Annotated in this window: 11 protein-coding genes; all 11 read right to left on the reverse strand. The window is 44.2% G+C overall.

What is annotated here, in order from left to right:
• Positions 1-5 precede the first annotated feature (5 nt).
• The 11 genes from NSS82_RS24520 to NSS82_RS24570 all read right to left on the reverse strand — a co-directional run bounded on the left by NSS82_RS24520 (position 6) and on the right by NSS82_RS24570 (position 12,332).
• Positions 6-1,304 (reverse strand): PTS sugar transporter subunit IIC, encoded by a 1,299-nt coding sequence (locus NSS82_RS24520; protein WP_036683289.1) that lies wholly within the window; start codon positions 1,302-1,304, stop codon positions 6-8.
• Positions 1,305-1,307: 3 nt separating this feature from the next.
• Positions 1,308-1,613: a PTS sugar transporter subunit IIB gene (locus NSS82_RS24525; protein ID WP_036683292.1), complete on the reverse strand. Its 306-nt coding sequence runs from the start codon at positions 1,611-1,613 to the stop codon at positions 1,308-1,310.
• Between the two features lies 1 nt (position 1,614).
• Positions 1,615-1,953, reverse strand: a complete 339-nt coding sequence (locus NSS82_RS24530; protein WP_038572728.1) for a PTS lactose/cellobiose transporter subunit IIA — start codon at positions 1,951-1,953, stop codon at positions 1,615-1,617.
• Positions 1,954-1,980: 27 nt separating this feature from the next.
• Complete coding sequence (locus NSS82_RS24535) at positions 1,981-3,903, reverse strand: BglG family transcription antiterminator (protein ID WP_076272215.1); 1,923 nt, start codon at positions 3,901-3,903, stop codon at positions 1,981-1,983.
• A 337-nt stretch (positions 3,904-4,240) separates the two neighbouring features.
• Positions 4,241-5,662, reverse strand: a complete 1,422-nt coding sequence (locus tag NSS82_RS24540; protein ID WP_076272216.1) for an amidase — start codon at positions 5,660-5,662, stop codon at positions 4,241-4,243.
• 15 nt (positions 5,663-5,677) lie between these two features.
• The gene (locus NSS82_RS24545; protein WP_076272217.1) at positions 5,678-7,306 is read right to left on the reverse strand and encodes an ABC transporter substrate-binding protein; all 1,629 of its coding nucleotides are present in this window, start codon (positions 7,304-7,306) and stop codon (positions 5,678-5,680) included.
• A gap of 19 nt (positions 7,307-7,325) precedes the next feature.
• A complete protein-coding gene (locus NSS82_RS24550) occupies positions 7,326-8,480 on the reverse strand; it encodes a M20/M25/M40 family metallo-hydrolase (protein WP_256718383.1) in 1,155 nt (384 codons plus the stop codon).
• A 24-nt stretch (positions 8,481-8,504) separates the two neighbouring features.
• The gene (opp4C, locus tag NSS82_RS24555; RefSeq protein WP_143761236.1) at positions 8,505-9,383 is read right to left on the reverse strand and encodes an oligopeptide ABC transporter permease; all 879 of its coding nucleotides are present in this window, start codon (positions 9,381-9,383) and stop codon (positions 8,505-8,507) included.
• A 15-nt stretch (positions 9,384-9,398) separates the two neighbouring features.
• Positions 9,399-10,349, reverse strand: coding sequence for an ABC transporter permease (locus tag NSS82_RS24560; RefSeq protein WP_076272219.1), 951 nt, complete (start codon positions 10,347-10,349; stop codon positions 9,399-9,401).
• Positions 10,346-11,350: an ABC transporter ATP-binding protein gene (locus NSS82_RS24565; protein ID WP_038572738.1), complete on the reverse strand. Its 1,005-nt coding sequence runs from the start codon at positions 11,348-11,350 to the stop codon at positions 10,346-10,348. The genes NSS82_RS24560 and NSS82_RS24565 overlap by 4 nt, the downstream gene beginning before the upstream one ends.
• A complete protein-coding gene (locus NSS82_RS24570; RefSeq protein WP_076272220.1) occupies positions 11,337-12,332 on the reverse strand; it encodes an ABC transporter ATP-binding protein in 996 nt (331 codons plus the stop codon). The genes NSS82_RS24565 and NSS82_RS24570 overlap by 14 nt, the downstream gene beginning before the upstream one ends.
• Positions 12,333-12,566 lie beyond the last annotated feature (234 nt).

Consider the following 12,566-nt stretch of genomic DNA (forward strand, 5'->3'; position numbering starts at 1 on the left):
TTTTATTAATTGGTGGCAGCAGTTGCTGCCGCTTTAGCTTCAGCCTGCTGTTCTTGCTCCAGCGCTTCGGCATCGGCTTTTTTGAAGAATGGATAGTAGATCATGAAGCTTGCGCCAATCATAACCAGCTGGAACGCACTTACGCGCCAGCCCCCGTTCATCCAGCCATTAACCAGCACCGGAATGCCCAGCGGTACCTGAATCCCGTGCAGCACAGGAAGGATACCCAGCGTCGTCAGAAGAATCGCCAGACCACTACTCACCAGCGGAGTCAGGATAAACGGAATCATAAACCGAACATTCAGCACCAATGGCATCCCGAAAATCACCGGCTCATTGACACCGATCAGACTTGGGATAATTGCCAGTTTACCAAGTGTCTTATAACGTGTAGATTTGGCGAACAACATCGCAATAATGAGACCTAACGTTGCCCCCGCACCACCGATCAGTACATAAACCGGGAAGAACGGTGAACCAATGATATGCGTACCTTCCACACCTCTTTGGTAAGCGTCCAGATTCTCAAGTCCCAAAGCCACCCAAATCGGGCCGACAACGGAATAGACTACCAAGGTGCCGTGAACTCCAAAGAACCACAGCAGGTGAATTACGAAGATGCAGATCAGCATCGCCCACCAGGTACCCCCCAGACTAGTCAGTGGCAGCTGGATAATCGAGAAGACAAACTCGTGCATATTGCCATATTTCGTTGCGGCGAAAATCGCCGTCAGCACTAGCATCAGAACCGCTACGATAAAACCAGGCGTAAGTGCGGCAAAAGATTTCTCGACCGTGGGCGGAACACCCTTCGGCATTTTGATATAGAATTTCTTTTCCAATACAAAGGTATAGATCTTACCTACCAGCAGTGCCAGGATGATTGCCACAAACAATCCCTTGGCGCCTAACCAGGAGTAACCAAATGCTTTGGTCACACCGTCATCCAGCAGACCTTTTGGTGTAACTAGCAAGAAACTCATCAGCGCCAAAATCCCTGCCGAGAAGCCTTGCTGCTTATGTTGGGTAGCGAAATTATAAGCGATGGAGAACACCGCGTAGAGTGCGATCAAATCAGTGGTTACGGTTGCCGGAATCGAAGTATAAGTTTTGAGTCCAGTGCTTTCCAGGAAATTCTGATAAGGATCAAGCTTGAGTGCATTAATCAGGGAAAAAATAGCGCCCAGAATCAATATTGGCATCAAGGCCATCAGACCGTTGGAAATAGCGCTGATATAGGTGTTTTTTTGGATTTTCGTGCTGACTTTCTGGATCTTGGCTCTCCATTCTGCGCCGCCTGCCATGACTTAAGCCCCCTTCTCCATCAGTTCAAGTGCTGTAGCCAGCACCTTGTCCCCATCCATCATGCCATAGTCCATCATATCGATCGTAGTTACTGGAATGTTCGGATATTCTGCGGCCAGATCGCCTTCGGCGTGTCCCATTTGTGGTCCAAGCATAATGATGTCAAAAGGCTTTTGATCGGCGATATCACTCTCCGCCACTGCATCAATAACCACTTCAACCCCTTGTGTCCGTGCCGATTCTTTCATCCGTTCCACCAGCATACTTGTCGAGAATCCGCCTGCACAGGCGAGCAATATTTTTTTCATCTTAGTTCACCGATCCTTTCAATTCTAGTTCGAGTGCTTTGCGTTCTTTGATTTCTTCGATCAATTCCACAGCCAGTTCTCTAACCGTCAGGGCATTCATCAAATGATCCTGCGCGTGAATCATCAGCAGCGTAATTTCTGTCTTTTCGCCCCGGCCTTCAGCCTGGATCAGCCCCGTTTGCACTTTGTGTGCTTTGGTCAGGCTGGTCTTGGCGTTCTTAATCATCTCGCCCGCTTCTTCCAGGTTTCCGGCGCGCGCGGTTCTTACCGCTTTTAGGCTAAGGCTTCTTGCCTCTCCGCTGCTGGCAATAATCTGCATAATCGTTTGTTCATAATCCATGGGTTCTCCACTCCGTATCGTCATTTTTTATAGTAGGTTCTCTATCTCATTCATAAATTGCTCATAACTATTCGTGTTTAGCAGCCGGTTACGGCTGTCTTCCTTCTCCATTAGAACCAGTAGCAGCTTGCTGATCTCTTTGTGCAGGAACAACTGCCCCGGACCCAGATTGATCAGAAAAATAAATTGGACCGGCTTCCCCTCATAGATCAGCGGTTTCTTCAACACGGTTACACTGATACAGTCGCGGATCGCGCTCATCCGCATCGGATGCGGGCCGGCCACCCCATTTTTGTAAATGGTGGTGAATTTCTGCTCTCTGAGCAGCACTTGTTCAGGGAAATCGTCAGCTGCATAATGATTGCCCACGATCTCCCGGCAGCGCTGCTTTAACAGCTCCATGTAATCTTCGTCCGAACCAGACAGATGGAACAGCTCCCTGCGGAACAAATCCTTGAAATCCATCAGCTTGTAGGACGGTTCTGTACGATTAATCTGCAAAGACAATATTTCTTTGATCCGCTGAATCTCTTGATCATCCAGCAGCTGTTTGATATGGATCACCGGTTTTTCCTTAATCTCTGTTGCCAGCGGTACAGTAGAGAGAATCAGATCCACAGGCTTGCTGCTGATCTCCTCCACCTCCGTAATGGAGGCTGTGATCACCGACGCTTTGGGGAATACCGCTTCCAGCTTCAGCCGGATTAACTGGGCACTGCCCCCTCCCGTCGAGCAGATCACGGCAATCCGCTTGAACTTCTCCAGATTGCGCTGCTGCATCCGTTCCAGATGGGTGGCAAAATGCAACGCGACATACCCTGCCTCATCGCGCGACATCCGAAACCCGTACTGCTCCTCTACAATCTCAGCGAAGCGGAAGGAAATGACGAACACATTGGCATACTGGCTGTAAACATCCTCCACCAATGGGTTGCCGAGTTGAAGATTGTAATACAACCGGTTCAGCAGCGGGAACATATGCAATAGAAGCGCTTCGCGCAGCTCGTGATCTTGCGTGAATCCAGTGAGGAACTCGCGGTCCAAGCGCTCCAGAATAGCCGTAATTCCCTCCCGCAGATGCGATTTGGTCTCTTCCGACATCCGCTCCATAATGGTCTTGCCAGAAATGTGCAGCGCCAAATAATCAATTTCATCCGCCGGAAGCTTAATCCGGTAGTGAGAGGAGATAAAATCTGCGATGCTCCTAGCAATATCCTGATACAGCAGCTCAGGTGTTCCCTGCAAGGCTTGACCAGCCACAATGAAATTGTGCTTGGAAACCCGGTATAGAAGAATGAACAGATGGGTCAAGATATTATCCAGAAACACATCTGAGATCTTCAGTTCTTTTTCCTTGAGGATTTGCAGTAGAAATCCCTTAAGCTGCTCAGCATCAAAGTCCTGACTAAAAGCATGAAAATCCTCCGTATGCTGCAGCGTATGACCCGATTGCAAGATAAAGTAAGAAAAGGCTTTGCGGAAGTCTTGCTCTTCCCCCTCGATTTTCATGCCATAATGAGCCCGACGTTTCAAGCTAAGCCGGAAAGCGGCCAGTCGCTGCTCTACCTCCTTCAGATCAGAAATAATGGTAGAACGGCTGACGCCGATTTCTTCCGCCATGTTATCCATAGACTGATAGCCATCATTCTGTAAGAGATAAAATAGCAAATACTGCTGGCGTGACTGCTTATTATCGAGATCCACCTGATCCAGCTGCAGCATTCCTTTTTCCTGGTAGCTACTGAATTTGGCTTCATCACCAATCTCCAGCAGATAACCCTGGCCGCGGATCATGCGGATACCAAAACCATTCGCCTCTCCTGTTTTGTCGAGTGCACGGATTACGTCACGGAGAGTCCGTTCAGACAACCCCACTTCGGCAATCAGCTCACTCATGCGCACAGGACTCTTGCGGGTATATAAAATATTAACAATCGTATATTCTCTCACCTTAAATTCCCTCATTTGTGATACTAGTATCGGATGAAGCACTCAGCTGGTTATGAATACATCATACGTGGAAGCGTTATCTTCTGAACAGTTTGTATTCTGCTGTTTGGAACGGCAGAAACTGACGGATAGGTAAATAACGGATTAAATTCTTAGCATACATTATTTGTGGCCACAAATCAGGAGGAAATATACAACAAAGAGGAGAGTGCCGATTAATTTGAGATCATCTTCTATAGATGCGATGTGAAAGAATCAAAAATCCCAAGGTCAGTGTAACTGACCTTGGGATTTTGATGGAAGAATTAATATAAGATAAGGAAAAGTCTCATACTGCTTATTTGCTAATATCCCCCAAACTCAGGGAAAGGTCCCCTGTCTTTAGACATATTGCGTCACGTGTCTTGTAAAATTCATGAAGAAAGTTTTGTTCATACGTATAACCGGCCTTCATCAGCATGCCCTCCTGATTGGGAGCTGCAATCAGTTGCACACTGGCAGGAAGGTTCTTAGTTGTTATGCCACATGGCAAAGCTAGGGCCGGGTAACCGACAATGTTAAAAACAGCGGTGAACCTATTCATACAATGAAATATATCTTCTATTTTTGAATCAATAAGCACTTCTTTAACCCCAATTTTCTGAGGCGTTTTTGGCAATGTCGGCGTGATCAGCAGATCAATAGATTCGAACATTTCATTAAAAGCAGCAAGATACTCATCCCGTCTAAACATGGACCCAATATACTGATAAGCAGGAAAACTCCCCATTTGCTCGATATAGACTTTTAGATCTTCTCCCAATAGTGCAATTTGAGATTTATTCGACATAACTTGCTTAAAAATATGTCCCGCCTCAGAGATGGCAATAGCTAGTGTAAGATCGAAAAAGTCAGAGATATCTGGAAGTTCAACTTCAACAATGTCACAACCTAAACTTTCGAATTGGGAGATGGCTGTGGTATAAAAGTTATAAAGCTCAGCATCCAATTGTTCATTAAAAAAGGAAGTTGGAACCCCTACTTTTACACCTCGAAGATCTTCAATCAGCTGGTCGGACAAGTTCTTATCATCCGAGAGCACGCCTGTTACAATAGCCATGTCCGTCATATTAGCTGCAATAGGTCCAACATGATCAAGCGTCCATGAAATATGTTTTGTCCCTTGTGGCGGAATAAGGTTTCTGGTAGGTTTCAAGCCAACAACGCCATTAGAAGCGGAAGGTCCTCTGACAGATCCCCCAGTGTCCGAACCTACAGATACAACTGATAATCCCGCTGCCACAGCAGCTGCCGAACCGCCGCTGGAGCCTCCAGCTACATGTTCTTTATTCCATGGATTTTTAACGGTTCCATAATGAGGATTCTCCGAGGTAACCCCAAATGCAAACTCATGCATGTTGTTTTTCCCGATGAGTACCACTTCTTCTTTGCGGAGGCGGCTGAAGGCAATAGAATCACGCTCAGGAATTCGATCCTGTTCAATTTTCGAGCCCGCTGTCGTTCGAATTCCATGTGTATCAATATTATCTTTAATAGAGACCGGAACTCCGAATAAGCTTCCAATCTTTCCACCACTCATCAATAATTTTTCCAAGCTTTTGGCTGTGCTAAGCGCCTCTTCCGCAGCAATAGTTATATAGGCATTCATTTCAGGATTAATTTCTTCAGCATATTTCAGATATTGCTTAGTAATTTCAACAGGGGAGATTTCTTTATTTAGATATCCGTTATGCAGGTCTTTTATATTCCAGCGTATCATTTATTCATCCTCCTTTTATTCAGCAATATCCCATTCATTCACATTATTCATCATGCCAATGGCCTTCGGTTCTCCCACGAGCACATTTTTAGAAACAGCATTAAATGTGTTCTGTTCATAAATGGTTACACTAGGCATATCCCGGACAAGAATCTGTTGGATTGAATAATAAATCTCTTTACGCTTAGCCGAGTCCGTCTCAGCAGCACCTTTTCTCAATAGTGCATCTATTTCAGGATTACTGTACTCACCAAAATTGTAGAGCGCACCAGAAGCGTAAGTACCACTGATATCCGGATCGATTGTAATCGTTGAGCCGAACATCGCAAGATCAAAATCATGCTCTACGCTGGCTTTGTTAGCAGCCGTTACAAAATCAAATTTATCCACTTTGACCTTTACACCAATATCCTTTAAGTTCTCAGCCAAAATGTCGGCAGCTTGTTCTCTCACTTTATTTCCGGTAGGCACAACTAGTGATAATGTTTGACTAAAATCATAGTTCGCCTCTTGCAAGAGCTGTTTAGCCTTATCAGGATCATAAGGTGTTAGTGTCAAACCGCTGTCAAAGTAAGGATGAATGGAAGTGTATGGAGCATCAATAACTTTGCCATAACCACGCAGCAGATTCTTCGTAATCAGTTCTCTATTAAATGCCAGCACAATAGCTTGACGAACGCGGGCATCTGAAATTCTTTTGGTATTCATGAATAAAGACTGAATGCTCAAAGGTTTACCAGTGACAACACGCACGTTATCCATCGCTTCGACAGTTGCATAATCTTCAGGAGCTATATTCCCTTTGCTTGGGTAATTCATATTCAGTTCACCGCTCTTGAGCTGGGCCACAATATTGGCGGAAGGTAATATTTTTATGAACAGCGAATCGATTTTGGGTGCACCCAGGAAATAATCCGGATTGGCCGCCAGTTCAAAATATTGATCCTTTGCATTCTCCTTAAGACTGAAGGCACCATAGGATACCGTTGGATTGATCATGTATGGATCTTTGTTAACCTCTGCAGGATTCACATCTTTCAAAATGTGCTCCGGTACCGCCCGAAGATTGATCCCGATTTTCTCCAGAAATAAATTGGTATCTATAGCATTTTTCATATGAAAAATAAGGGTATGATCATCCGATTTTTCAACAGCTTGATCAATAGAGGCCCCGGCCTCTAACTTCCCCTTGTCGTCCATACCCTGTAATAAATTAAAGCCTTGGCCGGACGCTGCAATAACATTTGGGTCTGCTATTAACTTGGCCGAAAAAAGCACATCATCAGCAGTCAATGCTTCACCATCAGTCCATTTGGCATTTTCCCTTAAGTTCACTGTGAAGTTTTGATGATCTGTGGTATTTACCTCTTCTGCAAGCATCATATCAAATGACAACTCTTCATTAGGCAATACAAGAGGAGGAAAGATAATATCGGCAATTAATGGATCATCCATTGAGTTAATCGGATTAGCACCGGCAATGGTATTGGTAATTCCAACAGTAATGATTTTTGAACCAGCACTCGTTGACTTAGCCCCACTCGTGTTCGTTCCAGTTTCACTATTTTGTGTATTGGCAGAAGTACCACAAGCAGATAATAATAAGACCATTGTTAAACCGATAAGTACTTTCGCTCTTTTCATTAGATGTCCCCCACATTAATCATTTTTTCTGTGATTCATACCAGTTCTGAATAATAGCTAGCGTAAGACGGGCGGTATTGACGACATTGGATACACTTACGTTCTCCTGGAACGTGTGGATTTGGCGAAATCCATTCCCAAGGGTAATGCACTTTAAACCAATCTCATTTAATGCATTGGTATCTGCTCCACCTAATGTTCTGGTGATATCAGGCACAACACCTATTTGAACCGCAGATGTAATAGCCGTTTTCGCAATAAAATCATCCTCTTCAATTTTGAAGCCTACATAGCGGTCATCTATTGACACTTTAGCGTCACCACCGTGACTTTTTGCCGCCTGTTCAACCGCCTCTTTCATGTGCTTCAGTTGCTCTGACAGATCCGTTCTATTAAATGAACGAACTTCCCCTATCATTTCTACAGTTCCGGGAACAATTGACGTCATATCACCCCCTTGCAAAATTCCAATGTTGGCATTCGTTTCGCTATTGATAATGCCCAGCTTCATCGTCTTTAGGCCATCAGCTGCGATCACCAAAGCATTAACAGCCTCTGGATTTAGTACAAAATGTCCGGATTGGGGTTCACCCGTTTCGATATCAAAGTGTATCCGCGTGCTGTTACCTCCCTGCAAGATAATTTGCCCAACATCACCGTTACAATCAAAAACATACCCTTCCTTGCTTTTTACTTTAGTGATATCTAAAGCATGTGCCCCTTTTAAACCTCTCTGCTCGCTCACAGTTAGGATTAACTCAATAGGACCACAAGATATTCCATTCTCTTGTATGGTATTAATAGCCTCAAGATAACCAGCTATAGCACAACGATCATCTGCGCCAAGGATGGTTGTGCCATCCGAATAGATAACTCCGTCCTTGATCACAGGCTGCAATCCTTTTGTCGACCATACAGTATCCATATGAGCTGAGAAAAATAACGGCGGAATGGACGAATCCGTGCCCTCCCAGTAAGCGATAAGATTCCCGCATTCACCACCAATTTCTTTATGCGCCTCATCGATTTGAAAAGTAAAACCCTTCTGACCCAAAGCCTCAATCAAATAATCAGCCATTGGTTGTTCAAATTGGCTAGGCGCATCAACTTTGCAAATCTCAAAAAAGTCTTCAATTAAACGCTTCTCGTTCACACTAAAAATAGTACGACTCATCTCCATCTCTCCCTCTCACATCTCTTATTTTGCATTTCTTGGATCAAGGGCATCTCTAAGCCCATCTCCTATAAAATTCACAGCCAGCACAGTGAGCAGTATAGTAATGCCCGGCGGCAACCAAAGCCATTGCTGATGAAGCAGAACACTAATCGATTGCGCATCCATGAGCATATTCCCTAAGCTGGCTGCGGGTGGTTGTATTCCCATGCCCAGAAAACTCAAAGCAGATTCTGTCATGATCGCTCCAGCGACACCAAAAGTCGCATTCACAATAATAGGGCCCAGCGCGTTCGGAATAACATGCCGGAATAATATCCTCGTAGGGCTTAATCCCAAAGCAACTCCCGCCTTGACAAAATCCCTTTCTTTCAGGGAAAGCACACTTCCTCTAGCGATTCTGGCTACCCCTGCCCAAGAAAACGCTGATAGGACAAAAATGATCGTGCCCATGTTTGGGGTAAGAATACTTACTGTAACAAGGATAATAATCAGTTGTGGGAAAGATAAGAAAACATCTGTAATTCTCATAATAACCATATCTACTTTGCCGCCAAGAAAACCCGCTATCGAACCCACAATAGTGCCAACCACTACAAAAATAGCTACAGAACAGACGCCAATTAATAGAGAGACCCGTGTTGCGTAAATTAAGCGGCTAAACACATCTCTCCCCAGTGAGTCCGTACCCAACCAATGATCCATAGACGGACCTTCATTAAAACTAGTGCTTAAAGCACTTTGGCTGTAGGGTGCAATGAATGGAGCGAGGAGAGCAATAAGCGCCATGACTACAAAAAAGCCAAATCCAACCACGGCCATGCGATGTTTACGAAAAATACGTAATGAATTCCGGAATACATTGTCAGGAACACTAATTGATACTTTTGCTACCTCTTCCACATGTCCAATTCCTCTCTAGTTATATTTAATTCGCGGGTCAACAACAGAGTATAGAATATCCGTTATTAAATTCGCCGCCAGCATAACGATCGCAGCTAGTATACTGATGCCCATAATGACCGGATAATCTCTGGACAGGATAGACTGAATGGTGAGTTGCCCTAGCCCCGGCCATTGAAATACCTGCTCAGTTACTGCCGCCCCGCCTAAAAGCTCACCTACTGATAACCCCACTAATGTAAGGATAGGAATAAGCCCATTACGCAAAGCATGCTTTCCAATCACAAAAAACTCTTTCAACCCTTTCGCACGAGCAGTACGCATATAATCTTGTCCAAGAATCTCAATCATGCTGGAGCGTACATACCGGGTCACCGTTGATGCAGTTCCGATAGATAGAATACAGGCAGGCAAGATTAAATGATTAATAATATCCCATGCTCCTCCGCTGTTCCCTAACGTTTTCATTCCTCCGCTGGGCAGGAGATTGAGTTGTAGTGCAAAAATAAATATAGCTACTAAGCCTAAGAAAAAGGTTGGGATTGAGAAGCCCAAGAAGGAAAATCCGGTTGAACAGTAATCCACGATTGTATTACGTTTGATTGCACTGATAATACCAAGCGGTAATGCGATCAGTAGCCCGATAATTAGCGCACTTCCGGTCAAGAGCAGCGTCGGTAAGATCCGCTCTCCAATCAGTTGAATCACCGGCTCATTGGTTTTTAGAGAATAACCGAGGTTACCTTGAAATAATTGGCCAAGCCATTTTAAATATTGAAGCCAGACAGGATCATTTAAGCCCATTTGATCTTTCAAGTTAGCAATATTCTCTGCAGAAAGCTGCGGACTGATATACATATCAGCGGGGCTCCCTGGCGCCATCTGGATAATAAAATAATTGATTAGAGTCACTCCAAATAGGACAGGAACCGAGATTAATAGTCTGCGAATGATGTAATTTATCACAATAACCCTCCAAACTCCTCTACTTTTAAGCAGGCAACAGCATGTTCCCCACCTTTCAGCAGAGGTTCTTGTTGCGTACATTCCACAGATGCAATTGGACAACGAGTGTGGAACCGACAGCCTTGGGGAGGGTTTACTTGACTCGGCACATCTCCCTGTATAATCACCCGTTCTTTTTTTCTCATTAATGGATCCGGAATGGGGTACGCTCCTAGCAATGCTTTCGTATACGGGTGTTTCGGATTTGCCATTAGCTCTTCTGTCTTCCCGGTCTCCACAATTTTTCCCATGTACATTACCGCAATTCGATCACTGATATATTTAACAGCACCCAAGCCATGACCTATAAAGAGATAAGAAAAGTGAAATTCTTGCTGTAAGTCCTTTAGTAAGTTCAGGATTTGAGATTGGATCGATACATCAAGTGCAGATACCGGCTCATCACAAATGATCAATTTGGGGTTTACAGATAATGCCCTCGCCACGCCAATTCTTTGCCTCTGTCCCCCTGAAAATTCATGAGGGTAACGATTGATATAAGATTTAGACAACCCGACCATTTCCAGTAGCTGATTCACACGAAGCGAAGCTTTATCCGGTTCAACAAGACGATGCACTTTGATAGGCTCTTTTAAAATATCACCGATGGTCATTCTCGGGTTTAGGGAAGAGAACGGATCCTGAAAAACCATCTGCATCCCTGTACGGATGTTTCTCATCTGTTTTTGTGAATAGGAAGTAATGTCCTGTCCCTGAAAGTGGATACTTCCCTCCGTTAGCTGCTCCATACGAATGACCGATCGGCCAACGGTAGATTTGCCGCAGCCGGATTCCCCCACCAACCCAAGCGTTTCACCCTTATTGATCATAAAATCCACACCATCAACAGCCTTCACATGGCCAACAGTTTTTGATACAATTCCTTTTTTGATCGGATAATAAGTTTTTAATCCTTTTACGTCTATTAAAGGTTCCTCAGCGGCACTCTTATTCGTTGGCATCTGCATCTGTCTCCTTCATCATGGATTCCACCAACCAGCATCTGGCTTTTCGAGTGCCGATTTCATATAAAGGCGGTGCCTGTTGGCATTTGTCGTGTACTTTAGAACAACGCGATTGGAACCGGCAGCCGGTTGGCATCTCTTGGATTGAGGGTACAGAGCCTGGAATGGACTCCAATCTGGTTTCCCGTTGATTGTCTAAATGGGGGATGGACTGCATTAACCCCTGAGTATAGGGATGTAATGGGCTTGCGAATAATTGGTAGACATCAGCTTCTTCAACAACTTGTCCCGCATACATGACTATGACTTTATCCGCCATTTCAGCAACTACCCCTAAGTCATGAGTAATTAGAATAAGTGCAGCACCAGTTTGTTCCTTCATCCGATTCATTAGATCTAGGATTTGCGCTTGAATCGTCACATCCAAAGCCGTTGTGGGTTCATCTGCAACGATTAATTTCGGACTGCAACTTACCGCCATCGCGATCATTACCCGCTGGCGCATTCCCCCAGAAAGGGCATGTGGATAGTCTTTCATAATGGATTCAGCTCTCGAAATCCCTACTTCCTTAAGTGTTGCAATACAATGTTTCCGGGCTTCGGCAACAGACATTTTTAAATGATTTCTTACACCCTCGATCATCTGATTGCCTATCGTGAAAACCGGGTTCAAGGCCGTCATCGGCTCTTGAAAAACCATTGCTATTTCTTTTCCTCTCACTCTCTGCATTTTGCTTTCGGACATAGCTGCAAGATCACTATCTTCAAAAAATATATTTCCGTTTGTTATTTTCCCATTGTTACTGAGGAGCCTCATGATCGCCAACGAGGTCACGCTTTTTCCACAACCGGATTCACCGACAATCCCAACGGTTTCACCAGAATTAACATTGAAGTTGATTTGATCTACAGAGATAACCTCACCATGATCCGTATTAAAAGCCACTTGAAGATTTGATACTCTAAGAAGACTACTCATTGATTCTCTTCACTCCCCCTGTAATGCAATGAACAAATATACCATTTTGTGTTATATAACTTTACACATTATATTATATATTTGTATATTAGCAGAATCATTTTTGCCTATCCAATACTTAAATCGTTGTTTGCATATACAAAAATCGTATAATCAACATAAAAATCTTATTCTAAAATATATTATGAGTGATATTATCTAACATATATATTTGTACATAACAAAAAGACTTGC

This window comes from Paenibacillus sp. FSL H7-0735 (genome assembly GCF_038008505.1).
Taxonomy (GTDB): domain Bacteria; phylum Bacillota; class Bacilli; order Paenibacillales; family Paenibacillaceae; genus Paenibacillus_AQ; species Paenibacillus_AQ odorifer.

What these genes read in the sequence shown, in the direction of transcription:
- NSS82_RS24520 (WP_036683289.1), bottom strand. Translation starts at nt 1,304, where the DNA reads ATGGCAGGCGGCGCAGAATGGAGAGCCAAGATCCAGAAAGTCAGCACG.
- NSS82_RS24525 (WP_036683292.1), bottom strand. Translation starts at nt 1,613, where the DNA reads ATGAAAAAAATATTGCTCGCCTGTGCAGGCGGATTCTCGACAAGTATG.
- NSS82_RS24530 (WP_038572728.1), bottom strand. Translation starts at nt 1,953, where the DNA reads ATGGATTATGAACAAACGATTATGCAGATTATTGCCAGCAGCGGAGAG.
- NSS82_RS24540 (WP_076272216.1), bottom strand. Translation starts at nt 5,662, where the DNA reads ATGATACGCTGGAATATAAAAGACCTGCATAACGGATATCTAAATAAA.
- NSS82_RS24545 (WP_076272217.1), bottom strand. Translation starts at nt 7,306, where the DNA reads ATGAAAAGAGCGAAAGTACTTATCGGTTTAACAATGGTCTTATTATTA.
- NSS82_RS24550 (WP_256718383.1), bottom strand. Translation starts at nt 8,480, where the DNA reads ATGAGTCGTACTATTTTTAGTGTGAACGAGAAGCGTTTAATTGAAGAC.
- NSS82_RS24565 (WP_038572738.1), bottom strand. Translation starts at nt 11,350, where the DNA reads ATGCCAACGAATAAGAGTGCCGCTGAGGAACCTTTAATAGACGTAAAA.
- NSS82_RS24570 (WP_076272220.1), bottom strand. Translation starts at nt 12,332, where the DNA reads ATGAGTAGTCTTCTTAGAGTATCAAATCTTCAAGTGGCTTTTAATACG.